We start from the raw sequence: 25,317 nt of genomic DNA on the forward strand, positions 1-25,317 counted from the left end.
CGAGGGCCTCGGTTCCCGGAGGCCCCAGGGGAAAACCCTGAGGATTCGAGGGATTTCTCAGGCTTTTTCCGGTTGTGCCCGCTGTCCGGTTCCGGTTTGAATCGGAGCCCGAGACAGATCCCGGAACCGGAGCCCTCCCATGTCCAGACACACCGCCGCGCTCGGACCGACCAGCGCGTCCGAACGGGCGCTCGCGCCGGACCTCGCACGCGGTTTCATGCTGCTGTTCATCGCCCTGGCCAACACGGTCTGGTACCTGTGGGCCGCGCCGCGGGGCGGCGCCACCATGCACCCGGATCCTGAGGGCGTCCTGGACACGGCGGCGCAGTTCTTCACGGTCATGGCCGTGGACATGCGCAGCTACCCGATGTTCGCCTTCCTGTTCGGCTACGGCATGGTGCAGCTGGCCGCGCGCCAGGAGGCGGCGGGCACGCCCGTCAAGGAGGTCAACGCACTGCTGCGCCGCCGCAACCTGTGGCTGATCGTCTTCGGTTTCTTCCACGCCCTCCTGCTCTGGATGGGCGACGTGCTCGGCGCCTACGGTCTGGCCGGGCTGCTCCTGGGATGGTTGTTCTTCCGGCGCAGGGACGTGACACTGCTCGTGTGGGGTGCGGTGCTGACCGCCCTGATCACGCTGCTGGCCGCGTTCAGCCTGCTGGCCCTACCGTTCGTCGACGAGGCCGGCACGGGCGGCCAGGGTGGTTTCGACCTGAGCGCCTCGGCCGCCAACATCGGTGACGCGTCCCCCCTCGCCGCCGCACTGGAGCGCGTGGCGTTCTGGCCCCTGGTCAGTGTCGGCCAGGGGTTGCTGGGCCTGGCCGTGCCCGCCGCGATCCTGTTCGGCTACTGGGCGGCACGCCGCCGGGTTCTGGAGGAGCCGGGGCGCCACCTCGTCCTCCTGCGCTGGGCCGCGGTCGTGGGCATCACCGTCGGCTGGCTCGGCGGCCTCCCCCTGGCGCTGGCCCAGACCGGTGCCTGGGAACTGTCTCCGACCCAGGGGCAGATGCTGACCATGCCGCACATGCTGACCGGCCTGTTCTGCGGGGTCGGCTACGTCGCGCTGATCGCCCTGGTCGCACACCGGATCCAGGGACGCGGCCGGGCCCCGGGGGTCGTCGTGACCGCACTGAGCGCCACCGGCAAGCGCTCCCTCAGCTCCTATCTGGCCCAATCGGTGCTGTGCGCCCCGCTTCTGGCCGCCTGGGGGCTGGGGCTGGCCGCGCACATGTCCTCGTGGACGATGTTCCTGTACGCGACCGGGGTGTGGCTGGTGACGGTGGCGGCTGCCCACGCGATGGAGCGCGCGGGACGGCGCGGACCGGCCGAGGCGCTGTTGCGCAGGCTGTCCTACCGGCGCCCGGCCGGAGCGGTCGGCCCGTCCTCCGGGGGCGGTCCGGCGGGTGATCACCAAGAGCGCACCACTCCCTGACCGGCGGGCGCAAAAAGGGGCGTGCCGATGAGCGCTGGGCAGCCGCTCATGCCCCAGGATGGGTTTCCATGGGCGACGATCACATGACAAACCACACCATAGGGGTGACCGGGGCCACGGGTGCGCTGGGCGGGCGTGTGGCCGCCCGGATCGCGAGGCTCGGCTTGGTGCAGCGTCTCATCGTGCGTGACATCAACCGGGCACCCGAGTACCCGGGGAGCAGCGCGGCGATGGCGGCCTACGAGGACACCGCGGACTTCGAGCGGGCCTGCCGCGGCGTGGACACGCTCTTCCTGGTCTCGGCGACCGAGTCCGAGGACCGGGTGCGTACGCACCTGAGCGCGGTGGACGGGGCGGTGCGGGCCGGGGTGTCCCGGATCGTGTACCTGTCGTTCCTCGGCGCGGGCCCCGCCTCCACGTTCACGTTCGCCCGTACGCACTTCTACACCGAGGCCCATATCCGGTCGACCGGTGTGTCGCACACGTTCCTCAGACCCAGCCTGTACCTGGACCTGCTGCCCGGCTGGGTGGACGACGAGGGTGTGGTGCGCGGACCGGCCGGGGACGGCAGGGCCGCGTGGGTCTCCCGTGACGACGTGGCGGACGTGGCCACGGCCGTACTGACCGACCCCGTGGTGGTGGCCGCCTCCGAGGGGGTGACCTACGACGTGACCGGCCCGGAGGCCCTGTCGGTGGGCGCCACCGTGGCCAAGCTGAGCCGACTGACCGGCCGCAACATCCGATACGTGCCCCAGACCTGGGAGGAGGCGCTGGAGTCGCGCCGCCGGAGCGGGGCCGCCGAGTGGGAGATCGAGGGCTGGGCCTCCTCGTACACGGCGATCGCCGCCGGGGAGATGGACGTGGTCTCGACCACCGTCCCGGACCTGACCGGGCATCCGGCGCAGTCCATGGAGGGCTTTCTGCGCCGCCACCCGAGCGCCCTCTCCCACGTCGCGGTCTGACCGCGCCCTTCTCCGCCACCGCCGTGCCCCGTGCTCGGCGGTTTCGTTCTTTCCGGAGCCACCAGTTGACCTCAACATTAGTTGAGGAAGAAGACTGTGGGCAGCGGGAACGATCCCGCCGAGAAGGAGTGTGGTGCAGATGCGCGCAGTACGGGTGGACGAGTTCGGCGGACCCGAGGTCCTGGTGGCCCGGGAGGTCCCCGACCCGAGGCCGGGACCCGGCCAGGTCCTGGTGGAGGTGACCGGCGCCAACGTGATGTACCTGGACACCCTCATCCGATCGGGCCGGGGCACGGACCACTTCCCGGTGGCCCCGCCCTACGTGCCCGGAGGAGGCGTGTCGGGCAGGGTCGTCGAGACCGGCCCGGAGACGGACCCGGCGTGGCTGGGCACGGATGTCGTCGGTGAGACGGGCCCGCCGAACGGGGACGAGGAGGCGTCCGTACCGGTCAACGGCTACGCCGAGCGGGCGGTGCTGCGTCAGGACTCGCTCATCAGGGTGCCCGAGGGCGTGGGCGCCCACGAGGCGCTCGCACTGATGACCGACGGTGCCACCGCCCTGCTCCTGGAGCGGGCGGCCCGGTTCACCCCGGACTCCTGGGTACTGGTGCTGGCCGCCACCGGCGGAGCCGGCAGCCTGACCGTCCAGCTGGCACGCCTGGCGGGGGCGCGGGTGATCGGTGCTGCCAAGGGCCCCCAGAAACTGGCCCTGGCCCGCGAGCTCGGCGCCGAGGAGGTCGTGGACTACTCCGAACCCGACTGGTTGGAGCGGGTCGGAAAGATCACCGGAGGCGGGGCGGACGTGGTGGTCGACGGTGCGGGCGGCGCCCTGGGCACCGCCGCGTTCGCCGCCACCGCCGACGGCGGCCGCTTCGTGAGCTACGGAACGCCCAGCGGTGAGTTCGCCGAGGTCGACGACGCGGAGGCCGGACGCCGCGGGATCACCGCCCTGGGCCTGTTCGACCTCGAACCGGCGGACGGAACAGGCAAGCGGGACCTGACCAGGCTGATCCTGGAAGAGGCCCGGGCCGGTCGGATCCGACCGCACGTGGGGCTGACCCTGCCGTTGGAGCGTGCCGCCGAGGCGCACGGCGCGTTGGAGGGCCGCAGGGTCCTGGGCAAGGCGCTCCTGGTGCCCTGACGGGCACCGCCCCTGCACTCCTGGTCAAGCGGTCGGGCGGCGGTCAGGTGTTGTCGGCGCGAGCGGCCAGCCGTGCCTTCAGCGCGCCGGCTGCCGCGCGGGGGTCCTCCGCCTCGGTGATGGCGCGCACCACGACCACCCGGGTGGCCCCGGCGCCCAGCACCTGGTCGATGTTGCCGAGGTCGATACCACCGATCGCGAACCACGGCCGGTCGGTGCCCAGTGCCGCGGCCCGCTCCACCAGTTCCAGACCGGCGGCCGCACGCCCCGGTTTGGTGGGCGTCGCCCAGGTCGGCCCCACGCAGAAGTAGTCGCTCCCGGGCTCCTCCGCGGAGAGCTCGGCGGCCTCGGCGTCGTTGTTGGAGCGGCCGATGATCGGGTCGGCACCGATGATGTCGCGGGCCATGGGCACCGGCAGGTCACGCTGGCCCAGGTGCAGGACGTCGGCGCGCACCGCCCGGGCGATGTCGGCCCGGTCGTTGACGGCGAGCAGCGCCCCGTGGCGCTCGCACGCCTCCCGCAGGACCTCGAGCGCCGCCATTTCCTGGCGCGCCTCCAGGTCCTTGTCCCGGAGCTGGATGATGTCCACACCCCCTGCCAGGGCGGCGTCCGCGAACTCCGCGAGATCGCCGCGCCCGGTCCGGGCGTCGGTGCACAGGTACAGAAGGGATGCGTCCAGGCGCTTGCGCAGGCTGGTTCCGTGGCTGGTCCTCACACCGACCACACTAGGCCCTGACGCCCCGGCGGCCCAAGGGCGCGACCGGGACGGCGTGCCCGGCGGGCCGCGCCCGGAACTAGAAGGCCATCCCCTGGGCCCGACGGCGGACCTCGGTGCCCCGGTTCTCCCGCATGGCCTGGATCGGGGTGCCCGGAAGGCTCTCGTCCGGGGTGAACAGCCAGCGCAGGGCCTCCTCGGTGGAGAAACCCGCGTCGGTGAGCAGCACGATGGTGCCCGGCAGCCCCTTGACGAGGTCCTCGCCGTCCAGGAAGGCGGCGGGGATGGAGAGCTCGCCACCGCGGACCACGCCCATCAGGCGGTTCTCGCGGATGAGCGTCTTGATCCGGTTGGGGCTCACACCCAACGGCACGGCTGCCTCACGCAGGGTCAGCCAGTCGCCGACGAGTTCGTCGATTTCACGGTCGCTTTGTGTCACCCCACCAATCTGCCACACCCGACCGGCCCCCGGGGACCATCCGTCCGGGCGGGGCGGCCCCCGTCCGGAGATCCCCGCCACTGCCGGCGCTGGACGCCCTGCCCTAGGATGGGGTCGAACAGACACGTCCCGCGGGAGCCGGGTGGACCCGGCTGAGAGGGAGGCTCACCGCCTCCGACCGCACGAACCTGATCCGGGTCATGCCGGCGAAGGGAGTGGAACACGGCGCCGTGCGTACCTTCGACGCTCCCCCTCACGAGAAGATTCGTCCTACCAATACTGCGGTCGTGGTCGGCGGCGGCGTCATCGGCCGGGTCACCGCCTGGCGGGCAGCCCAGCGCGGCCTGTCCGTCACCCTCGTCGAACCCGACCCCGTCACCGAACCCTCCTCCGCCCGCGCCGCCTCGACCGTCGCCGCGGGCATGCTCACCCCCGCCACCGAGGCGGTGTTCGGCGAGGAGGAGCTGATGGAGTTCGGCGTGCGCTCGGCGGGCCTGTACGCCGACTTCGTCACCGAGCTCCAGGCGGCGAGCGGTGTGGACGTCGGCCACCGGCGTACGGGAACGCTCCTGGTCGCCTTCGACCGCGACGACCTCGCCGTCCTCACCCGCCTGCACGAGCTGCACGGGCGCCTGGGCGTACCGACCGAACGGCTGACCAGCCGCGAGTGCCGCCGCCTCGAACCCGCGCTCGCCCCGGGTGTGCGCGGCGGGGTGCTGGCCCCCGAGGACCACTCCGTGGACCCCCGCAGGCTGCTCCTGGCCCTTGCCCTGGCCGGTGAGCGGGAAGGGGTGCGCGAGGTCCGCGGGCACGCCGAGGAGATCACCTCCCCCGGCCCCGCCGGTGCCCGTCTGGGCGTGCGCCTGACCGACGGCTCCGTCCTGCCGGCCGACCAGGCCGTCCTGGCGGCGGGGTGCTGGGGTGACCGCGTCCGGGTACCCGAACCCGTGGTGCCCCCGCTGCGACCCGTCAAGGGACAACTGCTGCGCGCCCGGGTCCCCGCCGGCGAACCCCCTCTGGTCAACCGCACCGTGCGCGGTCTGGTCAGGGGCTTCCCGGTCTACCTCGTGCCCAGGGAAGGGGGCGAGGTCGTCGTGGGCGCGACCCAGGAGGAACTGGGCCACGACACCGCTCTCACCGTCGGCGGACTCTGGCAGGTCCTGCGGGACGCGCGCGAACTCGTCCCCGGGGTGAGCGAACTGGAGGTCACCGAGACCTGTGTCGGGCTGCGCCCCGGTTCCCCCGACAACGAACCCCTCCTCGGGCCCACGCGGGTCCCCGGCCTGCACCTGGCCGCCGGACACTTCCGGCACGGGGTGCTGCTGGCCCCCGCGACCGGCGACGCCGTGGCCGAGGCCCTCACCCGGGGCGCGCTGCCCGCGTACGCGCGCCGGTTCGCCGCCGACCGGTTCACCGCCGGGCAGGGACCGCCCGGACCCGGCGGTGCCGACGACACGTTCCGGGAGCGCGCGGAAGGGACCGCGCGGGAACAGCAGGGAGAAGAGCAGTGGAACTGATCATCAACGGCCGGAGCCGCGAGAGCGCGGCCGACACGGTGGCGGCGGTCGTACGCGACCTCACGTCGTCCGGGGACGGCGAGATCCCCGGCGGGATCGCGGTGGCGGTCAACGACGAGGTGGTGCGGCGCTCCGCGTGGGCGGACACCGCGCTGTCCGCGGGAGACCGCGTGGACGTACTCACCGCCGTACAGGGAGGCTGAACCATGTCCGAGACGACCACACCCCGAACGGGCCCCTCCGGGGCCGCCCCGTCCGGGCGGACCCCGGACCGCGCCTTCGGCGACCCCCTCGTCATCGCGGGCACCTCCTTCGGGTCCCGCCTGATCACCGGGACCGGCGGAGCCCCCTCACTGGAGGTCCTGGAGGAGGCCCTCCTGGCCTCGGGAACCGAGTTGACCACCGTGGCCATGCGCCGGGTCGCCCCCGGCACCCAGGGGTCGGTGTGGGACGTGCTGAAGCGCAACGGGATCCGGCCCCTGCCCAACACCGCCGGGTGCTTCACCGCCGCCGACGCCGTGCGCACCGCCCGGCTCGGCCGCGAGGCCCTGGACACCGACTGGGTGAAGCTGGAGGTGATCGCCGACGAACACACCCTGCTCCCCGACCCCGTGGAGCTGCTGGACGCCGCCGAGACGCTCGTCGACGACGGTTTCACGGTCCTGCCCTACACCAACGACGACCCCGTGCTGGCGCGCCGCCTGGAACAGCTGGGCTGCGCGGCCGTCATGCCACTGGCCGCGCCGATCGGTTCGGGACTGGGCATCCGCAACCCGCACAACCTGGAACTGATCGTCGAGCAGGCCGACGTCCCGGTGATCGTGGACGCGGGGATCGGAACCGCCAGCGACGCCGCCCTGGCGATGGAGCTGGGATGCGACGCGGTGCTGTTGGCCACGGCCGTGACCCGCGCCCAGGACCCGGTACGCATGGCCACGGCGATGCGCGACGCCGTCCGGGCGGGCCGCGGTGCCAGGCTGGCCGGGCGCATCCCGGTCCGCCGGCATGCCCGAGCGTCCAGCCCCGACGTGGTCTGAACCGGAGCGGGGGCTCCCGCGCCACGGCGGGAGCCGGGCGGATCGCGGGCCGGCGCGGCATCGCGGCGGGTTTGCCGACGTCCCTTACCGTGGGAGGGGTGTGCGGGCCGCTCGGCGGTGCCCACACCGACAGACCACCCAGGCGCGAACGCCCCGCACCGACCCCGCGTCGGCCGCCACACCGGTGGGTACGGGGGCACCGCGACCGTGAACCGCGGGGCAAGACCTGGCGCCGGCTTCCGCTATCGTGTCGGTTCGACACCAGGTGTCGGGTACGCGCCACCGGCCGCGACCGCCCGCGCTCCCCGCAGCAAGGACACAACTCCGCCGTGGACATGACGACTTCCGACCCGCTTGTAGGCGCGACGCTGGACCGTCGCTACTTCGTCGAGTCAAGGATCGCCGGTGGCGGTATGGCGACGGTCTACGTCGCCCACGACCTTCGCCTGGACCGACGTCTGGCCCTGAAGGTGATGCACCCCTCCCTGGCCCAGGACCCCTCCTTCGTCCAGCGCTTCATCAACGAGGCCCACTCGGTCGCCAAGCTCTCCCATCCCAACGTCGTGCAGGTCTTCGACCAGGGTGAGGACCAGGGACACGTGTTCCTGGCCATGGAGTACGTCCCCGGCCAGACCCTGCGCGACCTGCTCAAGGCGCGCGGCCGGCTGGCCCCCCGGGACGCCCTGAACGTGACGGCCTCGGCGCTGGCCGCGCTGGGGGCAGCCCACCAGGCGGGCATGGTGCACCGCGACGTCAAACCCGAGAACGTCCTGATCAGCAAGGACGGCCGGGTGAAGGTGGCCGACTTCGGGCTGGCCCGCGCCGTGGAGCAGTCCAACCAGGGGCTGACCCGCACCGGAACTCTGATGGGCACGGCCGCCTACCTGGCGCCCGAGCAGATCGAGCGGGGCGTGGCCGACGCCCGCAGCGACGTCTACGCCGCGGGCATCATGCTCTACGAACTGCTCACCGGCGGCCAGCCGCACACCGGCGAGACCCCGATCGCGATCGCCTACCAGCACGTGAACGAGGACGTCCCCCGCCCCTCACACTTCCTGCCCGGGCTGCCGCCCGCGGTGGACGCCCTGGTCACCAAGGCGACCGAGCGCGACCCCAGGTACCGGCCGAGCAACGCGGGCCAGTACCTGGCGAAGGTACTGGAGGTCCTGGGGACCCTCCCCGAGACCCCTGCGGAGTCCCCGGGGCGCATGCCCCCGGTGGCCGCCCCGGCGCCCGCGGCGGCCACCATGACCGCGCCCCAGCTGATCGCCGGGGGCGCCGGTCCGGGTACCGAGAACGCGACCATGGTCGTCGACATGAACGGTGTCGACCTGGGTGGCGATGACTACGACGACGATGACGACTACCCCGATCGGGAACGTCCGCGGTCCTCGCGCAACCTCCTCATGGTGGTCGGCGCGGCCACCCTGGCCCTGGTCGTGGGCGTGGCGGGGTGGTGGTTCCTCATCGGCCGGTTCGAGCCCGTCCCCGACGTGGTGGGGATGAGCCCCGAGGCCGCCAGCGAACAGATCCGCGGGGCGGGCCTGGTCTTCGACCTGTCCGAGGAGAACGTCTACAGCGACGAGGTGGCGGCGGGAGAGGTCAGCGGCACCGAGCCGGAGGTCGGTGAGCGGCTCTCCCCCGGCGACGAGGTGTCCGTGTTCCTGTCCAAGGGGCCGCAGTCGGTGACCATGCCCGAACTGGTGGGCGAGGACGTCGCCAACGCGCTCAAGGAGCTGGAGGACCTCGGCTTCGAGCCGGACAACATCGTCCAGGAGGAGCAGGACTCCCCGGACCACGAGCAGGGTGAGGTGATGGCCACCGTGCCCGAGGCGGGGGCCGAGGCCGACCGGGAGGAGACGGTGACGGTCACCTTCTCCAGCGGCATCCCCGTTCCGGGCCTGGCCGGCGAGGAGCTGGAGGAGGCCGAGAGGATCCTGACCGACCTGGGCCTGACGGTCGAGGTCGTCGAGGAGGCGAGCGAGAGCATCGACGAGGGCAAGGTGATCACCCAGTCCCCCGACACCGGCACCAACCTCGGGCCCGGGGCCACCGTCACCCTGACCGTCTCCAGCGGACCGCCCGAGATCGAGATCCCGGACGTGACCGGCGAGTCCGTCAAGGACGCCCGCAAGGCACTGAAGGACGCCGGGTTCAAGGTGGAGGTCGAACGCATCCTGGGCGGCCGGGAGGTCGTGCACCAGTCGCACACCGGCACCGCGCCCAAGGACACCACGATCACGATCACCGCCACCCCCGGCGGGATCGACCTGGGCGACTTCGACGAGGACGAGGACGAGGACTGACCCGGCCCGCTCTGGTGCGGGTTCGGGCGGCGACGCTATCGTCGGCGGCATGAACGGCGACGACATCCGGGTCCTGGTGGTGGACGACCACCCCATGTGGCGCGAGGCGGTGGCCCGCGACCTGACCGAGGCGGGCCTGCGGGTGGTGGGGACCGCGGGCGACGGGGCCAAGGCACTGCGTATCGCGCCCGCGGCCCGGCCCACCCTGGCCGTGGTGGACCTGCACCTGCCGGACACCGGCGGGGTGGAGCTGACCGCCGCCCTGGTGGGGCTGCCCGAGCCTCCCCGGGTGCTGGTCCTGTCGGCCAGCGGGGAGAGCGAGGACGTACTGTCCGCGGTCAAGGCCGGGGCCACCGGTTATCTGGTGAAGTCGGCCGGGCGCGAGGAGCTCCTCGACGCCGTCCGGCGGGTCCACACCGGCGAGGCCGTCTACACCCCGGGGCTGGCCGGTCTGGTGCTCGGCGAGTACCGGCGGCTCTCGGCCGGCAGCGACCGCTCGCCGGACGGGCCGGAGCGGGTGCCCGCACTGACCCCGCGCGAGACCGAGGTGCTGAGGTTCGTCGCCAAGGGGCTGGCCTACAAACAGATCGCCCGTCGCCTGGGCATCTCCCACCGCACGGTACAGAACCACGTACAGAACACCCTGACCAAGCTGCACCTGCACAACCGGGTGGAGCTGGTGCGCTACGCCATCGATCAGGGCCTGGACGAATAACCTCCCCCCGACGCCCCTCCGGTACTTTTTCGGTCACGCTCCCAGCCCGCCCCCGGAGTTTCGGAGGGCGATTGCCGACCGGGGTTGGCCTGGGCTCCCCCCGCGCACTATGGTCTAGACCATATGGCGCCATGCGCCGTGGACAACCACAACGTCGAGGAGAAGTCGCATGCGAGTCGGTGTGCTGACCGGTGGCGGAGACTGCCCGGGTCTGAACGCGGTCATCCGGGCCGTGGTCCGCAAGGGCATCAAGGACTACGGCTACGAGTTCATCGGCTTCCGGGACGGCTGGCGCGGGCCCCTGGAGGGCGACACCATGCCGCTGGACATCAGCGCCGTGCGCGGCATCCTTCCGCGCGGCGGAACGATCCTGGGTTCCTCCCGCACCAACCTGATGAAGATCGAGGGCGGTGTCGAGCGGGTCAAGGACAACATGGCCGGGCTGGGCGTGGACGCCCTGGTCGCCATCGGCGGTGAGGACACCCTGGGCGTGGCCCGCCAACTGCACGACCGCGGGGTCAACGTCGTGGGCGTACCCAAGACCATCGACAACGACCTCAACGCGACGGACTACACGTTCGGGTTCGACACGGCCGTCAACATCTCCATGGAGGCGATCGACCGCCTGCACACCACCGCGGAGTCGCACCACCGCGCCCTCGTGGTGGAGGTCATGGGCCGCCACGCCGGTTGGATCGCCCTGCACTCGGGCATGGCCGCCGGGGCCAACGTCATCCTCATCCCCGAGCGGCCGTTCGACATGGACGAGGTCATCAAGCACGTCGAGAGCCGCTTCGAGACGCAATACGCCCCCATCCTCGTGGTCGCCGAGGGCGCCCACGCCAAGGAGGGGCAGTTGGAACTGGCCACCGGTGAGAAGGACGCCTTCGGCCACGTGCGCCTGGGTGGCATCGGTCAGACGCTGGCCGAGGAGATCGAGAAGCGCACCGGCAAGGAGGCCCGCTCGGTCGTGCTGGGCCACGTCCAGCGCGGCGGCACCCCCTCCGCCTTCGACCGGGTGCTCGCCACCCGCCTGGGCGTGAACGCCATCGAGGCCGTACACGACAAGTCCTTCGGCAAGATGGTCGGGCTCCAGGGCACCGACATCGTGCGCGTGGACCTGGCCGAGGCCACCGACACCCTCAAGACCGTCCCCGCCGAGCGGTACGAGGAGGCCGAGGTCTTCTTCGGCTAGGGGTCGGCCCCCGCGCACCGGCACGCGGCTCCTCCCCGCCCGGGGAGGGGCCGCTCCGTGTCCGGGATCTCACCGGACGGCGGACGAAGGCGGGAATGGACCGAGCGGTCCGGGGATTGTTCGATACTGGGAGGAGCCGGATCCCCATCCGGCTCCGTCACCACGACTCCGCCCCGCCGGGGCGCGAAGCACCATCTTCCGGAGGTAGCACCATGTCCGCGTCGCTGGAGTCCGCGCCGCTCCCCGCAACCGAGGTCGGAGCCGACGCCGGGCTCGGCGAGCTCTGCGTGCTCATGAAGCTCGGCGAGATCGTTCTCAAGGGCTCCAACCGCAAGCTGTTCGAGCGCCGTCTGCACAACAACATCCGGAACTCCGTGCGCGACCTGGGCGACGTCCGCCTGTCCCAGCGGGGCGCCGGTGTGATCATCGTGCGCAAGCCCGGCGCCTCCGACCTGGAGGTCGCCGAGATCGCCGACCGGATGGCCAACGTCATGGGCGTGGTCTGGGTACACCTGGTGCGCCGCGTGGCCAAGGACCTGGAGACCATCACCGACATCGCCGTGCGCTCGATGGCCGATCGGGAGGGCACCTTCGCGGTGCGTGCCCGCCGCCGCGACAAGCGCTTCGAGATGAACTCCGGTGAGCTCGCCGGGTTCCTCGGATCCAGGATCATCGAGGCCCACGGCTACGGGGTGAACCTCAAGCGCCCCGACAACACCCTGTACGTCGAGGTCGACAAGGACGAGGCGTTCGTCTTCACCGACGGCATCCCCGGCCAGGGCGGTCTGCCCGCCGGGATGAGCGGGCGCGGGCTGGTCCTGATGTCCGGCGGCATCGACTCCCCCGTCGCCGCCCACCGGATGATCCGGCGCGGCCTGAAGGTCGACTTCCTGCACTTCTCCGGGATGCCCTTCACCGGCCCGGAGTCCATCTACAAGGCCTACAGCCTGGTCCGCCAGCTGGACCGCTACCAGGTGGGTTCGCGCCTGTTCGTGGTGCCCTTCGGCAAGGCGCAGCAGCAGCTGAAGAGTTCCGGCATCGAACGGCTCCAGATCGTCGCCCAGCGGCGCCTGATGCTCAAGACCGCCGAGGCCCTGGCCGACGACCTGAACGCGGAGTGCCTGATCACCGGCGACGCCCTGGGCCAGGTCTCCAGCCAGACGATGACCAACATCACCGCCCTGGACGACGCGGTCGACCTGCCGATCCTGCGGCCGCTCATCGGCATGGACAAGACCGAGATCATGGACCAGGCCCGCCGGATCGGCACCCTGGCCATCTCGGAGCTGCCCGACGAGGACTGCTGCACGATGCTCACGCCGCGCCAGGTGGAGACGGCCGCCAAGATCGGCGACCTGCGGCAGATCGAGAAGCGCCTGGACGCCGAGGAGCTGGCCGAGCAGCTGGTCACCACCGCCCAGCTGCACAAGCCCAGCTTCCTGGGTGAGGCGGCGCCCAAGCGGGTCACGCCCAGCGCCGCCACCGTCGCCGGGTAGCGGGGCCGGCACCGACACGAAGGTGCCCCGGACGCTCGCGAGCGTCCGGGGCACCTGTGCCTCACAGTGCGGCGAGCTCGCGCCCGGGCGCCGGGGTGAGGGTACGGCCGCTCAGCGTGGCCAGGGTGCCCGCCAGGTCGCGGAGCTCGGCCAGGTCCTCCTCGAGCAGCGCCTGGGGGCCGTCGCACAGCGCGGTCTCCGGGCTCGGGTGCACGTCCACGATCACGCCGTCGGCACCGATCGCGATGGCCGCCCGCGAGAGCGGCAGGACCAGTTCGCGCTTGCCGCCGGAGTGCGAGGGGTCCACGATCACCGGCAGGTGGGTGAGGTTCTGCGCCACCGGGACCGCACTGATGTCCAGGGTGTTGCGGGTGGCCTTCTCGAAGGTGCGGATGCCCCGCTCGCACAGGACGATGTCGAGGTTGCCGCGCTGCGCGATGTACTCGGCGGCCATCAACCACTCCTCGATGGTGGCGCTCATGCCGCGCTTGAGCAGGACCGGCTTCCCGGCGTCGCCGACCGCCTGGAGCAGGGCGAAGTTCTGCATGTTGCGGGTGCCGACCTGGAGCATGTCCGCGTAGGAGGCGACCAGTTCCACGTCGGCGGCGTCCACGACCTCGGTGACGATGGGCATGCCGGTCTTCTCACGCACGTCGGCGAGGATCTTCAGGCCCTCCTCGCCCAGTCCCTGGAAGGCGTACGGGGAGGTGCGGGGCTTGTAGGCGCCGCCGCGCAGGAGCGCGGCACCGGCGGCCTTGGCCATGCGGGCGGCTTCGAGGGTCTGTTCGGGGGTCTCGACCGCGCAGGGGCCGGCGATGACGGTCATGTTGTCGCCGCCGATCGGGACGCCGCGCACGCTGACCACGGTGCGGCTGTCGTGGTTCTCCCGGCTGACGAGCTTGTACGGGGCCGAGATGCGCAGTACGTCGCTGACCCCGGGCTTGGCGGCCAGGCCCAGGTCCTGGAACCGTTCGACGTTGCCGACCAGGCCGATGATCGTGCGGCTCACACCGCGGGTCACGTAGGCCTCGCCCCCGGCGGAGGTGACCAGTTCGACGAGCGCGTCGATGTTGTCGGCGGTGGCGTCCGGCGCCATAACGATGACCATGTGGGTTGTCCCTGTTCGTCGGTTGTTGGCTGAGCCGCGCGGTGTCGCGCCTGACCGGGAGTCGAGACAGACCCGGTGGTGAAAAGCAAAGGAGCCCCGGGCCTGTACCGGCCCGGGGCTCCTTGGAGGTCGTCTGTGTCAGCGCAGCGCTTTACAGGCGACCGGGGAGTGGGGCCGGTAGCCATAAAAGCGCCAAAAGTTTCGCTGCATGGCTGTGACTATAGCGCACAGTCAACGTTGCGTCGCACACCAGGGGGGAGTGATCTGGCTCTCTCCGCCGCCTGGCAGGATGACAGGAATCCGTCGTCTCCCCGTGCGGGGGGACGTGCAGGGGCCGCGGGGCCGCAACGACAGGATCAGGGGGACGGGGTGTCCGAGGGTACGGAGACCGGCGGCGAAGGCGGCGGAGAGCGGGGCCGGCTGCCTCCCGGCCAGGCGGTCCGGTACGAGCACAAGCCCCTGCACTACGGGCGGGTCCCCTCCTTCCGCCCCGAGCGATGGGACTTTCGCGTGTTCGGCGCCACCGAGTCCCTGGGCACCTACCGGTGGACCTGGGAGGAGTTCGGCGGCCTCCCCCGCGCGGGCGTGGTGCGCGACTTCCACTGCGTGATGCGGTTCAGCGTCCCCGACGTCCCCTGGGGCGGAGTCCGCGCCACCGACCTCGTCCGGTTGGCACCGCCCTCCCCCGAGGTCACCCACGTGATGGCCTGGGGCGAGTACGGCTACAGCGCCAACATGCGCCTCGACGACTTCCTCGACGAGGGCGTCCTGCTCGCCACCCACCGGGACGGTGCTCCGCTCGCCCCCGAGCACGGTTTCCCCGTGCGCCTGGTGGTGCCGCACCTGTACGGGTGGAAGAGCGTGAAGTGGCTCCGGTCGGTGGAGTACATGGTCGGCGACCGGCGCGGGTTCTGGGAGGAGCGCGGCTACCACAACCGGGCCGACCCCTGGAACGAGGAGCGCTTCTCCCACCAGGAGGACACCGGCGCGGGGCCACCGCCGTGACCCTCAGCCCCGGGGGACGCTCATCTCGATCTCGGTGCCCTCACCCGGTTCGGAGTGGATCTCGGTGGTACCCCCCAGGTCGCGTACCCGGCCGAGGACGGACTGGGCCACTCCGAGGCGACCGTCGGCCCGGGCCCGGGCCAGGCGGCCGGGCGGCACACCCGGCCCGTCGTCCCGCACGGTCACGGTGACGGCGTGCTCCTCGTCCTCGACCAGAACCCATACCCGGGTTCCCGGCGGGCAGTGCCGCTCCACGTTGTCCAGGGCCGCGGCCACCGCCGCGGTGAGTTCGGCGACCGCGTGCCCGGGCAGCAGCACCGGGGTGGCGGGGGCGGACACCGAGACCCGGACGTTCTCCAGGCGGCGCAGCGGATCCCTCAGGTCCGTCGGGGCCTCCTCGGCGGCCGTGGATCCGGACACCGCCGTCTCCAGGCCTTCGGCGACCAGGGAGCGCAGCCGCACCTCCTGTTCGCCGGCCATCCGGCCCAGCTCCGCGGCCTCTCCCCCGATCTCGTCCCCGCGTCGGCGCACCAGGGCGAGCACCTGGAGCACGGAGTCGTGGATGGACCGGGCGAGCTGTTCCCGTTCGCGGATACGCGCTTCGAGGGCCACCGCACGGGCGAAGCGTTCCTCGGCCTGCTCGGCCACCCGGGCCATGTAGCCCACGGCCAGGCAGGCCAGCAGGAGCAGCACCACCCCCCGAACGGTGGCGGCGGTGATGTCGGCCGCCATGAGCACGCGCAGGGTGATGTCGGCGAACCCGTAGGCGAGGGCGACCGTGGCGGCCCCGCGCCGACCCCAGATGACGCTGGCCGACAGCGCGGCCCCGGCGAACCAGTAGGAGCTCAGCGGTGGCGCCTGGGTGAGGAAGTAGGGGCTGGCGGCCAGTCCGGTGGCGAACAGGCAGCCGAAGGCCACGGCGAGGTCGGCGGTGAGCAGCCGCCAGGTGCGCCAGGCCGGGCGCGCGTAGGCGTAGGCCGTCACCAGGGTCCACACCGACATGACGACGAGCACCGCCCAGGCCGCCCAGGGCCGGACCAGGTGCTCGTGGTGCTGGACGATCGACACGAAGGCGTAGATCAGGGCGACGGCGCGGAAGAGGGAGAAGGCGCGCCATAGGGGGACGTCGAAGCCCAGGGCTCAGACCACCGCCCCGTTGTCCGGTCCGCCGTCACCGGGCGGCCGGGAGTCGGTCATCCGCAGGATGAGCACGACGAAACTGGTCAGGAAGGCCGCGACGGCCAGGAACATGATCGAGTTCGGCAGCGAGATACCCAGGAAGGCGGCTCCGAACAGAAGCACCGGGCCGCCGAGGAGACCGAACCAGGCGGCGATGCCGACCCGGTCCCCCTGGAGCAGGGGCGGCGGGGGCGGGGGCTCGTAGTGACCTTCGAGCTCCGCCTCGGCCCTACGCTGCTCCTCCCCGCGGGAGCGGTCCTCGTCCTGGTCCTCGTCCCGGTCCCGGGGCAGGTTGGCGAGGATGTCGCCGATTCGCGTCCGGCCCTCGTCGGGGGCGTCGAGGTTCTCCGCGTCCGGCCAGGCGACGCGGTCGCGCTGTTCGCCGGAGGTCTCGGTGTCGTCGTAGAAGCGGGCGACCAGGTCCTTCCAGACGCCGTCCTCGTCGTCGCGAGCCGGGGCGGCCTCGGTGGCCGAGTCGGCCGGAGGTCCGTCCAGCAGGTCGCCGCCGACCGGGGGTTCGCCGCCCTCGTGCGCGGCCGGGGTCTGCGGGCCGTGTTCCCCGCCCTCGGTCTCCGAGCGGGCCTCGCCGCGCGGAGCGAGCAGATCGGGTCCGTCCTCCGGGTCGCCCAGGTCCGGCAGTTCGGAGCCGAGCACCTGTTCGGCCGCCGTACGCTCCTCGGCGTCGACGTAGAGGTGGTCGGTGGGCGGGTCGTCGTCCGCCTGGCCGCCGGTGGGTTCCAGGACGTCCTCCTCCAGGGGGACGGCGTAGGCCGCGATCCCGCTGGCCCGGAGCGCCTCCAGCATGCGGTCGGCATGTGAGGGCGCGAGCAGGATCAGGGGAACGTAGGCGTCGGCGAGCAGGCCGTTGCCCCGACGTTGTGTCATCGGGCGGCTCCTTTCCCGCTTCTACTGCGCTCGTGCACGAACGCGAGGCTTCCTTCGAAGATGGTCGCGGCGTCGCGGTCGAGGGTCGCCACGTGGTAGCTGTCGTGAAGCAGGTGGATCGTCAGCCGGGTGTTGACCGCTCTCCTGGCGAGGATACGCAGACTGTCCGGCCCCACGACGTGGTCCTGGGTGCTCCGATAGGCCAGAACCGGCGCCCGCAAACCGGACATGCCGTCCTGAACTGCGCGCCACAGCTTCGGGAGTGTCGCGGCCGCCGCGGTGGGGACCCGGTCGTAGCCGCCTTCGGTGGCGGTGTCCAGGGAGATGTCGCCGGCCAGCCCGGGTGTGGAGGGCAGGACGCGCGCGGCGAGGCCGCGGAAGGGAGCGATGAGCGGAAGCCTGGGGTCCTCCACGGCCAGGGAGGGGTTGACCAGGACGACGCCCCTGACGGTCTCGGGGTACTCCTGGGCCAGGCGCAGGGTGAGGGCGCCTCCCATGGACAGGCCCATGACGAACACCTCGTCACACCGGCGCGCGAGGTCGAGCAGCGCCCCCTCCACCTCGGCGTACCAGTCGTCGCTGGTGGTGAGGGCCATGTCCTGCCAGGTGGTGCCGTGCCCGGGCAGTCGGGGCACCTCGACGCTCAGCCCCGACCGGGCCAGGTGCTCGGCCCAGGGACGCATCGAGTGGGGCGAACCGGTGAAGCCGTGGCAGAGCAGGACTCCGACGCCGGACCCGATGTGGCTGAAAGGCTCCGCCCCCGGGGCGAGGGGGATGGCGTTGGTCGGTCTCACAGGTCTGCTCCCGGGATCGTACGGCGGAGGGCTCCGGTGGCGGGCTGCCCCCAGGCGTGAGGCTAGCCGTTCGGACGGGCGTTTGCCATCGGGGCGCGTCAGCGCTCCCCATGCCCGAACCGCGGGCGGGCCCGGCGTGTTCCCCGCCCCCGGGGTGGGTCAGCCGCGATGCGCCCCGCCGCCGGTGAGTATCCTCGACTGAGCCCCCACGGTGCGGCTCCTGTGAGCCCCTCTTCACACGTGACGGACCATGCGGTCCGTTTCGGGCGCTTTGGCGGTTACCCGCACGTGGTGGGAAGATGACGCTTGTCAGCCTCCCCCGCACCCGCGGTGGGAGTGTTCCGAACGATATCGGCCGAGCGGGACAGTGAGACGTGGCAGACCCTGCCCAGTGCTCCCCGCGTGTGCAGGGGTGATCTGAAGCGATGTTCTACTGGGTGGTCAAGGCAATCCTGGGGCCGGTTCTGGCCGTTTTGTGGCAACCGCGCGCGGAGGGCGTGGAGAACGTGCCCAGGCGCGGTCCGGCCATCATGGTCAGCAACCACCTGTCGTTCTCGGACCACTTCTTCGGTCCGCTGCCGCTGCCGCGCAAGATCACGTTCCTCGCCAAGGCCGAGTACTTCACCGGCACCGGTGTGAAGGGGTTCGTCAGCCGGGCCTTCTTCACCGGGGTGGGGCAGATCCCGATCGACCGGTCCGGGGGCAGGGCCAGTGAGGCGGCGCTGCGCACCGGTCTGCGCGTTCTCAAGCGCGGCGACCTGCTGGGCATCTACCCGGAGGGCACCCGCTCCCCCGACGGCAAGCTGTACCGGGGGCGTACCGGTGTGGCCCGGCTGGCGCTGGAGGCCAAGGCCCCGGTGGTACCGATGGCGATGATCAACCTGGAGAAGATCATGCCCCCCGGCCGCACCGTCCCCAAGCTGGGCGTGCGCCCCAAGGTGGTCTTCGGCAAGCCGCTCGACTTCTCCCGTTACTACGGCATGGAGAAGGACCAGCGGGTCCTGCGCGCCATCACCGACGAGATCATGTACGCCCTGATGGAGCTCTCCGGCCAGGAGTACGTGGACCGCTACGCGCAGGCGGTCAAGGCCGAGATCGAGGCCGAGGAGAAGGAGGCCCGGCGCGAACAGCAGGCCGGCGCGAAGGACGAGCGCCGGAGCCGGCGCGCCGAACGCAAGGCCGAGCGCAGGGCCCGCAAGGAGGCCAAGCGTGCCGAGAAGAAGGCCGCGAAGGAGTCCGCCGAGAGCGACGACGCCAAGGGCTAGGTCGACGCGGGGCATCCGCGGCCGACGGCGAGGGGCGGCCACCGGTTCTTCCGGTGGCCGCCCCTCGTGCTGTGCCGGTCGGTGCGGGCCGGTCAGTGCCGGGCGAGGTCGCCCGCGCCGACGATGCCCGCCTCACCGCCGAGTTCGGCCACGCGGACCTGCGCCAGTCGGCGGCCCGGGCGCCCGGAGACGTGCCGGGCGAAGGAGGCCCGGACCGGGTCGAGGATGACCTCGCCCGCGTCGGAGACCCCGCCGCCCAGGACGAAGCACTCGGGGTCCAGGATCGCCGCCAGGTCGGCCAGGCCGAGCCCTGCCCACTCCCCCACGATCCGGAAGCACTCCAGAGCCGCGGCGTCGCCCTCCAGGGCCGCCTGCGTGATGCACTCCCCGCCGATCTGCTCGACCACGCCGCCGGCGATCTTGAGCATCCTCTCGGCCCGCTCGGGGTCGGTGCGGGCCAGGTCCTGCCCTTCGGCCACCAGGGCGCGCCCGCTTGCGTACTGCTCCCAGCAACCGTGGTTGCCGCAGGCGCAGCGGCGGCCGTGGGGCACCATGCGGTAGTGGCCGACCTCGGCGGCCACCCCGAAGCGCCCCCGGTGCAGCTCACCGCCGAGTACCAGGCCGCCGCCGATCCCGGTGCCCAGGGTGACGCAGACGATGTGGTCACTGCCGCGCCCGGCACCGAAGCGGGCCTCGGCCCAGGCCGCGGCGTTGGCGTCGTTCTCGATCACCACGGGCAACTCCACGCGCTGCTGCACGCGCTCCTTGAGGGGCTCCTCGCGCAGACCGAGGTTGACCGCGACCTGGACGGTGGCCCGGTCCTCGTCGACGAACCCGGCCACGCCCACGCCCACCGCGCCGACCTCCTGCGGCCTGCGCGAGCGGAGCTCCTCCACCGCCTTGGCCACGACCTCGGCCAGTTGCCGGGGGTCGTTGGCGGGGGTGGGGTACTTGACCTTGTCCAGGATCTGCCCTTCGTGGTCGACGACGCCGGCGGCCACCTTGGTTCCGCCGATGTCTACGCCGATGGTCAGCATGGGGGCAGCTCCTTCTACTTACGCCCGAACTCTGACATAAGTCTCAAGGTTCATGTCAGAGATTTTTCAAATGGTGTAAACCACTCGATTAAACCAGGCATGGACAGCCGAGAACACCCCGAGGGCCGATACCTCTCACTTATCCCTACTCACCCGCCTTGACCTGCTCGTCCACATCGTCCTGGGAACCGCTCCCGTCGCCCGTTCCGGCACCGGAAGGGGATTCGTGACCGACCCGCGCGTCGCGCTCCCGGTCAGCGCGCTCACGCGCCTCCCGGTCCGCACGCGCCCGGGCGGCCTCCTCCCGCCCCTGCTCGAAGGAGCGCTCCACCACCCCCCAGGTCCGCCCCACCGCGTCCGCGAAGGACAGTCCGGCCTTCCCCAGGTGCCCGGCGACCTCGGGGGCACTCCTGCGCACGATCTCGACGAACTCCTCCAGCGGGGGGCGTTCCTGCCTGGTCTCCATGCGGATCGCCTCCTCCCACACGTCGTCCTTGGGCGGAGGGCTGGTGACCGCGCTGACACCGCGCTTGACCCCGGCCACCAGAAGCTTGCGCTGCAGGCTGTCGACCAGGCGCAGGGCGTCGTCGATGAGGTCGGGGCCGTCCGGGCGGCCGCTGTTCGGCCGCCCCGGTCCCGCACCGTTGTTGTCGGTCATGTTCGAGCCTCCTGTGGTGCGTCCTGTGGCATCACGTTAACCGCCCGAACCGGGCACCGGCAGGTGTCTCAGGGCAGGTTCAGGGGGGAACCAGGGAAGGAGGGGGGACGAAGGCAGGGATGACTCGGGGGCCCGGCAGCGTTGGGAGGGGCGGGGACGGGACCCGCCAAGAAGGAGGGAACGCTCCGCTTGGGCGAAAACGACACGGATCCGACCGGATGTGCACACGCCCCCGGCAGGCGATAGTCTCGGCTCCGCGCGAGAAGTAACCGGAATCACCCGCCTGACCTGCATCTTCCCGGGCAGGTCGACGGAGGCCGACCAGCCCGTCGGCGGACCCGGTCACGCGCACAACACCACACGGGGAGGACCCGGGCCAGCCGCGCGCAGCAGCCGGTGCAAACGCGACCGAACAGCGCGTTCACCCTCACTCACGCGTCAAGCTCCGATCACCGTTGAATACCGAACGGCAACCTGTCCTACTCATGAGTAGGGTTGTGTTGTTACGGTCATCACGTCCCCACCACCAAGAATCCGTACATGTCCAGGAGCACCACGTGCGCGAATACAGCTCTCCCGCGAAGGCCGAGATCTCCGATGACGCGCGACTGACCGACACGCTCTTTGCGCGCGCGGCCAGCGAGCCGAACGCCGTCGCCGCCCGTCGCCAGGAGGAAACCGGATCCGGTCAGTGGCGCGACGTGACCGTCGAGCAGCTGCACGGCGACATCGTCGGATACGCCAAGGCCCTGATCAACGCGGGCATCGAGCAGGGCGACCGGGTCGCCATCATGTCGCGCACCCGCTACGAGTGGACCGTCGCCGACTACGCGATCTGGGCGATCGGTGCCGTCACCGTACCGATCTACGAGACCTCCTCCGCAGAGCAGATCGAGTGGATCCTCTCCAACTCCGGGGCCAAGGCCGCCTTCGTCGAGACCGACGCCCACGCCGAGCGCGTCGCTACCATCCGGGACAACACCCCCGAGCTGGCCAACCTCTGGAAGTTCGACGGCGGCGACCTGGAGGCTCTGCGCGCCACCGGTGCCGACGTCTCCGACGAGGACCTCGAAAGGCGCCGCACCGCGGTCGGGGCCGACGACCTGGCCACCCTGATCTACACCTCCGGCACCACCGGCCGCCCGAAGGGCTGCCAACTCACCCACCGCAACTTCCTGTTCATCGCCCACTCGGCGCTGGAGGGTCCGGCCAAGCCGATCATCCTGGAGCACGAGGGCACCCCCTCCACCCTGCTCTTCCTGCCCCTGGCACACGTCTTCGCGCGTTTCGTCCAGGTCATGGTCGTCGAGGGCAAAGCCGTCCTGGGCCACTTCCCCAGCACCGGCCCGGACCTGATCGACCAGTTCTCGGTCTTCAAGCCCACCTTCCTCCTCGCGGTCCCCCGCGTGTTCGAGAAGGTCTTCACCAAGGCCCAGCAGAAGGCCGAGGGCGAGGGCAAGGGCAAGATCTTCAACGCCGCCGCCGAGACCGCCATCGAGTACAGCAAGGCCCTGAGCAGGGGGAACGTCCCGTTCACCCTCAAGCTCAAGCACGGCCTGTTCAAGAAACTGGTCTACGGGAAGATCATGGCCCGTCTCGGTGGCGACGCCAGGTACGCGGTCTCCGGCGGCTCCGCCCTGGGCAGCCGGCTCGGGCACTTCTTCCGCGGCGCCGGCCTGACCATCGTCGAGGGCTACGGCCTCACCGAGACCACCGCTCCGACCTCGGTCAACAGCCCCGGGTTCAACAAGATCGGCACTGTCGGCCAGCCCATGCCGGGCACCACCGTGCGCATCGCGGACGACGGCGAGATCCTGCTCAGGGGCGACCACATCATGAGCGGCTACTGGCAGAACGAGAAGGCCACCGAGGAGGCCTTCGAGGACGGCTTCTACCGCACCGGCGACCTCGGCTCGCTGGACGAGGACGGCTTCCTCAGCATCACCGGCCGCAAGAAGGAGATCATCGTGACCGCGGGTGGCAAGAACGTCGCCCCGGCCGTCCTGGAGGACCGGATCCGCGCCCACGCCCTGGTCAGCCAGTGCATGGTCGTCGGTGACAACCGCAAGTTCATCGCGGCCCTGGTCACGATCGACCCCGATTCGTTCGAGCTCTGGAAGGAGTCGAACAACAAGACCGGTGAGGTCGCCGACCTGACCGAGGACGCCGACCTGAACGCGGCCATCCAGGACGCCGTCGACGACGCCAACAAGGCCGTCTCCAAGGCCGAGGGCATCAAGAAGTTCAAGATCCTGCCGTACGACTTCACCGAGGAGGGCGGCCAGATGACCGCCTCCCTGAAGGTCAAGCGCCACGTCGTCAGCAAGCAGTGGAGCAAGGAGATCGACGACATCTACACGGGCTGAGCCCGACGCTCCCGCTGAGCCGAGGGGGGCCGGTCGCCGACGGGCGGCCGGCCCCTTTCGCGTACCCGAGGGGCTTCTGCGCTTCCTCGGGGTGTCCTCGGCGGGTTCAGGCCTTTCCGTGTCCGGGCGGGGGTACGTCGGGGCGGGGAGCAGTGCGAGGACCACCGGGGCTCCCCGCCCCTGAGCCGTACGCTGCGGGCCCCTACCGGCCCCGGCCGCCCCACGGGTCGGGCCCGAGGGGCTCGGGGTCGGCTCCGACGACGGGGCCGCCCCTCAGACGGGGCCCGGAACGGGACCGGGCGCACCGCGCGGGTCGGAGCGGCGGCAGCGGCGCCACCCAGGAGAAACACGACGGACCCGGCCGCGCGGTGCGGCCGGGTCCGTCGTCACTTCGGAGCCCTGGTGGGTCGAACCCTAGTGGGCCCCCTCGTCTCCGTCTGCGGAGTGGTGCAGGTGGTGGCCGCTGTGGGCAGCCACGCCCTCGAAGGACACGTTGTCCTTCGTGTACCAGTGAGCCAGAGCCCTGCGGAGCTTGCCCTTGGGCTTACGCGCCTCGGGATTCTCCACGCCCCTGTCGTCGGTCTCGTCCTCTCCCAGAGCGGTCGAGGTGATGACCGGCTTGCTCTCCAGCACGTGGGTGGTCTCGTCCGAGCTCTCCTTGTGGACCTCGATGAACTCACCGCTGGGCAGCTGCTGGATGATGCCGCTCTCGTAACCGTGCTCCAGGGTCTCCCGGTCACGGCGCTGCAGACCCAGGCAGATCCGCTTGGCGACGATGAAGCCCACGATCGGACCGGCGATGGCCAGTACGCGGAAGATGTACGTGGTCAGGTACAGGTCGATCGAGAACGTCTCCGACAGGATGTCGTTCGAGCCGGCGAGCCAGAGCACGCCGTAGAAGACGATCCCGGCGACGCCCAGACCAGTGCGGACCGGGGCGTTGCGCGGACGGTCGGCGACGTTGTGGGCACGCTTGTCACCGGTGATCCACTGCTCGATGAACGGCCACGCGCCCAGCGCGCCGAAGATCAGGCCCGGAACGACCAGACCCGGCACGAGGACCGCGGTCATGATCGGGTACCCGTCGCCGATCGGGATCGTGAAGTCCAGGTAGTTCGGGAAGATACGCAGGGAACCCTCCATGAAGCCCATGTACCAGTCCGGCTGGAGACCGGAGGTGATGGACGTCGGAGTGAAGGGGCCGAACAGGTGGATCGGGTTGACCTGGACGAACGCGCTCAGTCCGGCGATGACGGCGAAGGTGAAGAAGAAGAAGCCGCCCGCCTTGACCGCGAACGCCGGGAACATGGGTGTTCCGACGACGGTCTTGTCCGTCCGCCCCTGCCCCGGATACTGCGTGTGCTTCTGGTGCCACAGGATCATGAAGTGCGCGACGATGAGCCCCAGCAGGAGTGCCGGGATCAACAGCACGTGCAGCATGTACAGGCGGGTGATGATGTCCTCGCCGGGGAACTCCCCGCCGAACAGGAACATCGAGATGTAGGAACCCACCAGCGGGATCGCCAGCATCACGCCCTGGAGGATCCGCACGCCCATGCCCGAGGGCAGGTCGTCCGGCAGCGAGTAGCCGAAGAGGCCCTCGACCATGGCCAGGGTGAAGATGGCGACACCGATGAGCCAGTTGATCTCACGCGGCTTGCGGAACGCACCGGTGAAGAACACCCGGAGCATGTGCACCACCAGCGAGGCGACGAAGATCAGTGCCGCCCAGTGGTGGATCTGACGCATGAGGAACCCGCCCCGGACATCGAAGTCGATGTGCAGGGTCGAGGCGAACGCCTCACTCATGGGAACGCCCTGGAGGCGCTCGTAGGAGCCGTCGTAGACGATCTCCGCCATGCTCGGTTTGAACCACAGCGTGAGGAACACGCCGGTGACGAGCAGGATGATGAACGAGTAGAGCGCGATTTCGCCCAGCATGAAGGACCAGTGGTTCGGGAAGACCTTGCGAAGGTTCTTCTCACCGGTCTTGGCCAGGTGGAAGCGGTCGTCGATGAAGTTTCCGACGCCGCGCAGCGCCTTGGGTGCTTGCGTGGTCTTACTCATC

Annotated in this window: 22 protein-coding genes and 1 riboswitch; of the genes, 13 read left to right on the forward strand and 9 right to left on the reverse strand. The window is 71.1% G+C overall.

Annotation, left to right across the window (positions count from 1 at the left end; translation table 11 throughout):
- Positions 1-139 precede the first annotated feature (139 nt).
- From ACUKCB_RS12015 to ACUKCB_RS12025, 3 genes are all read left to right on the forward strand, one after another.
- The gene (locus ACUKCB_RS12015; RefSeq protein ID WP_473040583.1) at positions 140-1,429 is read left to right on the forward strand and encodes a DUF418 domain-containing protein; all 1,290 of its coding nucleotides are present in this window, start codon (positions 140-142) and stop codon (positions 1,427-1,429) included.
- A 68-nt stretch (positions 1,430-1,497) separates the two neighbouring features.
- Entirely contained in the window at positions 1,498-2,391 is an 894-nt protein-coding gene (locus tag ACUKCB_RS12020) for an SDR family oxidoreductase (protein WP_473040584.1), read from the forward strand.
- Positions 2,392-2,530: 139 nt separating this feature from the next.
- Positions 2,531-3,532: a zinc-binding dehydrogenase gene (locus ACUKCB_RS12025; RefSeq protein ID WP_473040585.1), complete on the forward strand. Its 1,002-nt coding sequence runs from the start codon at positions 2,531-2,533 to the stop codon at positions 3,530-3,532.
- Positions 3,533-3,575: 43 nt separating this feature from the next.
- Here the strand turns inward: ACUKCB_RS12025 and thiE are convergent, their stop codons facing one another.
- Together thiE and ACUKCB_RS12035 are read right to left on the reverse strand one after the other, a co-directional pair.
- Complete coding sequence (thiE, locus tag ACUKCB_RS12030) at positions 3,576-4,247, reverse strand: thiamine phosphate synthase (protein ID WP_473040586.1); 672 nt, start codon at positions 4,245-4,247, stop codon at positions 3,576-3,578.
- A 79-nt stretch (positions 4,248-4,326) separates the two neighbouring features.
- The gene (locus ACUKCB_RS12035; RefSeq protein ID WP_191273527.1) at positions 4,327-4,686 is read right to left on the reverse strand and encodes an Rv2175c family DNA-binding protein; all 360 of its coding nucleotides are present in this window, start codon (positions 4,684-4,686) and stop codon (positions 4,327-4,329) included.
- 121 nt (positions 4,687-4,807) lie between these two features.
- A riboswitch (TPP riboswitch) is annotated at positions 4,808-4,918 on the forward strand.
- Here ACUKCB_RS12035 and thiO point away from each other — a divergent pair.
- From thiO to thiI, 7 genes are all read left to right on the forward strand, one after another.
- Entirely contained in the window at positions 4,887-6,203 is a 1,317-nt protein-coding gene (thiO, locus tag ACUKCB_RS12040) for a glycine oxidase ThiO (protein WP_473040587.1), read from the forward strand. Its footprint overlaps the riboswitch before it by 32 nt.
- Positions 6,194-6,406, forward strand: a complete 213-nt coding sequence (thiS, locus tag ACUKCB_RS12045) for a sulfur carrier protein ThiS (protein ID WP_473040588.1) — start codon at positions 6,194-6,196, stop codon at positions 6,404-6,406. The genes thiO and thiS overlap by 10 nt, the downstream gene beginning before the upstream one ends.
- A 3-nt stretch (positions 6,407-6,409) precedes the next feature.
- Positions 6,410-7,240 carry a thiazole synthase gene (locus tag ACUKCB_RS12050; RefSeq protein WP_473040589.1) on the forward strand — a complete coding sequence of 277 codons (831 nt, stop codon included), beginning with the start codon at positions 6,410-6,412 and terminating at the stop codon, positions 7,238-7,240.
- A gap of 329 nt (positions 7,241-7,569) precedes the next feature.
- Positions 7,570-9,546 carry a Stk1 family PASTA domain-containing Ser/Thr kinase gene (pknB, locus tag ACUKCB_RS12055; RefSeq protein WP_473040590.1) on the forward strand — a complete coding sequence of 659 codons (1,977 nt, stop codon included), beginning with the start codon at positions 7,570-7,572 and terminating at the stop codon, positions 9,544-9,546.
- Between the two features lie 49 nt (positions 9,547-9,595).
- Positions 9,596-10,261 carry a response regulator gene (locus ACUKCB_RS12060; RefSeq protein ID WP_473040591.1) on the forward strand — a complete coding sequence of 222 codons (666 nt, stop codon included), beginning with the start codon at positions 9,596-9,598 and terminating at the stop codon, positions 10,259-10,261.
- A 169-nt stretch (positions 10,262-10,430) separates the two neighbouring features.
- The gene (locus ACUKCB_RS12065; protein WP_191273519.1) at positions 10,431-11,456 is read left to right on the forward strand and encodes a 6-phosphofructokinase; all 1,026 of its coding nucleotides are present in this window, start codon (positions 10,431-10,433) and stop codon (positions 11,454-11,456) included.
- A gap of 212 nt (positions 11,457-11,668) precedes the next feature.
- Positions 11,669-12,952 carry a tRNA uracil 4-sulfurtransferase ThiI gene (gene thiI / locus ACUKCB_RS12070; protein ID WP_473040592.1) on the forward strand — a complete coding sequence of 428 codons (1,284 nt, stop codon included), beginning with the start codon at positions 11,669-11,671 and terminating at the stop codon, positions 12,950-12,952.
- A gap of 61 nt (positions 12,953-13,013) precedes the next feature.
- On the opposite strand, the gene aroF is transcribed toward thiI, so the two are convergent.
- A complete protein-coding gene (aroF, locus tag ACUKCB_RS12075) occupies positions 13,014-14,060 on the reverse strand; it encodes a 3-deoxy-7-phosphoheptulonate synthase (protein ID WP_473040593.1) in 1,047 nt (348 codons plus the stop codon).
- A 369-nt stretch (positions 14,061-14,429) separates the two neighbouring features.
- Here aroF and ACUKCB_RS12080 point away from each other — a divergent pair, with 369 nt between their 5' ends.
- Positions 14,430-15,065, forward strand: coding sequence for a molybdopterin-dependent oxidoreductase (locus ACUKCB_RS12080; RefSeq protein WP_473040594.1), 636 nt, complete (start codon positions 14,430-14,432; stop codon positions 15,063-15,065).
- 3 nt (positions 15,066-15,068) lie between these two features.
- On the opposite strand, the gene macS is transcribed toward ACUKCB_RS12080, so the two are convergent.
- From macS to ACUKCB_RS12095, 3 genes are read right to left on the reverse strand one after another with little or no spacing between them, the layout of a single operon-like run.
- A complete protein-coding gene (gene macS / locus ACUKCB_RS12085) occupies positions 15,069-16,202 on the reverse strand; it encodes a MacS family sensor histidine kinase (protein ID WP_473040985.1) in 1,134 nt (377 codons plus the stop codon).
- Positions 16,203-16,205: 3 nt separating this feature from the next.
- Positions 16,206-17,129, reverse strand: coding sequence for a hypothetical protein (locus ACUKCB_RS12090; protein WP_473040595.1), 924 nt, complete (start codon positions 17,127-17,129; stop codon positions 16,206-16,208).
- Positions 17,126-17,923, reverse strand: coding sequence for an alpha/beta hydrolase (locus ACUKCB_RS12095; protein WP_473040596.1), 798 nt, complete (start codon positions 17,921-17,923; stop codon positions 17,126-17,128). Before ACUKCB_RS12095 ends, ACUKCB_RS12090 begins: the two co-directional genes overlap by 4 nt.
- A 425-nt stretch (positions 17,924-18,348) precedes the next feature.
- Here ACUKCB_RS12095 and ACUKCB_RS12100 point away from each other — a divergent pair, with 425 nt between their 5' ends.
- A complete protein-coding gene (locus ACUKCB_RS12100; protein WP_473040597.1) occupies positions 18,349-19,188 on the forward strand; it encodes a lysophospholipid acyltransferase family protein in 840 nt (279 codons plus the stop codon).
- Between the two features lie 92 nt (positions 19,189-19,280).
- On the opposite strand, the gene ACUKCB_RS12105 is transcribed toward ACUKCB_RS12100, so the two are convergent.
- Together ACUKCB_RS12105 and ACUKCB_RS12110 are read right to left on the reverse strand one after the other, a co-directional pair.
- Positions 19,281-20,225, reverse strand: a complete 945-nt coding sequence (locus tag ACUKCB_RS12105) for an ROK family glucokinase (RefSeq protein ID WP_473040598.1) — start codon at positions 20,223-20,225, stop codon at positions 19,281-19,283.
- 145 nt (positions 20,226-20,370) lie between these two features.
- Entirely contained in the window at positions 20,371-20,883 is a 513-nt protein-coding gene (locus ACUKCB_RS12110; RefSeq protein WP_473040599.1) for a hypothetical protein, read from the reverse strand.
- A gap of 557 nt (positions 20,884-21,440) precedes the next feature.
- On the opposite strand from ACUKCB_RS12110, the gene ACUKCB_RS12115 reads away from it, so the two are divergent.
- Positions 21,441-23,249, forward strand: a complete 1,809-nt coding sequence (locus ACUKCB_RS12115; protein ID WP_473040600.1) for an AMP-dependent synthetase/ligase — start codon at positions 21,441-21,443, stop codon at positions 23,247-23,249.
- 414 nt (positions 23,250-23,663) lie between these two features.
- On the opposite strand, the gene qcrB is transcribed toward ACUKCB_RS12115, so the two are convergent.
- Positions 23,664-25,316 (reverse strand): cytochrome bc1 complex cytochrome b subunit, encoded by a 1,653-nt coding sequence (gene qcrB, locus ACUKCB_RS12120; protein WP_473040601.1) that lies wholly within the window; start codon positions 25,314-25,316, stop codon positions 23,664-23,666.
- Position 25,317 lies beyond the last annotated feature (1 nt).

It is taken from the genome of Nocardiopsis moroccensis (assembly GCF_055763695.1).

Excerpts from the sequence above, each read along its gene's own strand:
- thiO (WP_473040587.1), top strand. The coding sequence starts at position 4,887 with ATGCCGGCGAAGGGAGTGGAACACGGCGCCGTGCGTACCTTCGACGCT.
- aroF (WP_473040593.1), bottom strand. The coding sequence starts at position 14,060 with ATGGTCATCGTTATGGCGCCGGACGCCACCGCCGACAACATCGACGCG.
- ACUKCB_RS12025 (WP_473040585.1), top strand. The coding sequence starts at position 2,531 with ATGCGCGCAGTACGGGTGGACGAGTTCGGCGGACCCGAGGTCCTGGTG.
- ACUKCB_RS12090 (WP_473040595.1), bottom strand. The coding sequence starts at position 17,129 with ATGACACAACGTCGGGGCAACGGCCTGCTCGCCGACGCCTACGTTCCC.
- qcrB (WP_473040601.1), bottom strand. The coding sequence starts at position 25,316 with ATGAGTAAGACCACGCAAGCACCCAAGGCGCTGCGCGGCGTCGGAAAC.
- ACUKCB_RS12020 (WP_473040584.1), top strand. The coding sequence starts at position 1,498 with ATGGGCGACGATCACATGACAAACCACACCATAGGGGTGACCGGGGCC.
- ACUKCB_RS12105 (WP_473040598.1), bottom strand. The coding sequence starts at position 20,225 with ATGCTGACCATCGGCGTAGACATCGGCGGAACCAAGGTGGCCGCCGGC.
- thiI (WP_473040592.1), top strand. The coding sequence starts at position 11,669 with ATGTCCGCGTCGCTGGAGTCCGCGCCGCTCCCCGCAACCGAGGTCGGA.
- ACUKCB_RS12100 (WP_473040597.1), top strand. The coding sequence starts at position 18,349 with ATGTTCTACTGGGTGGTCAAGGCAATCCTGGGGCCGGTTCTGGCCGTT.
- ACUKCB_RS12015 (WP_473040583.1), top strand. The coding sequence starts at position 140 with ATGTCCAGACACACCGCCGCGCTCGGACCGACCAGCGCGTCCGAACGG.
- ACUKCB_RS12110 (WP_473040599.1), bottom strand. The coding sequence starts at position 20,883 with ATGACCGACAACAACGGTGCGGGACCGGGGCGGCCGAACAGCGGCCGC.
- ACUKCB_RS12060 (WP_473040591.1), top strand. The coding sequence starts at position 9,596 with ATGAACGGCGACGACATCCGGGTCCTGGTGGTGGACGACCACCCCATG.
- ACUKCB_RS12050 (WP_473040589.1), top strand. The coding sequence starts at position 6,410 with ATGTCCGAGACGACCACACCCCGAACGGGCCCCTCCGGGGCCGCCCCG.
- ACUKCB_RS12065 (WP_191273519.1), top strand. The coding sequence starts at position 10,431 with ATGCGAGTCGGTGTGCTGACCGGTGGCGGAGACTGCCCGGGTCTGAAC.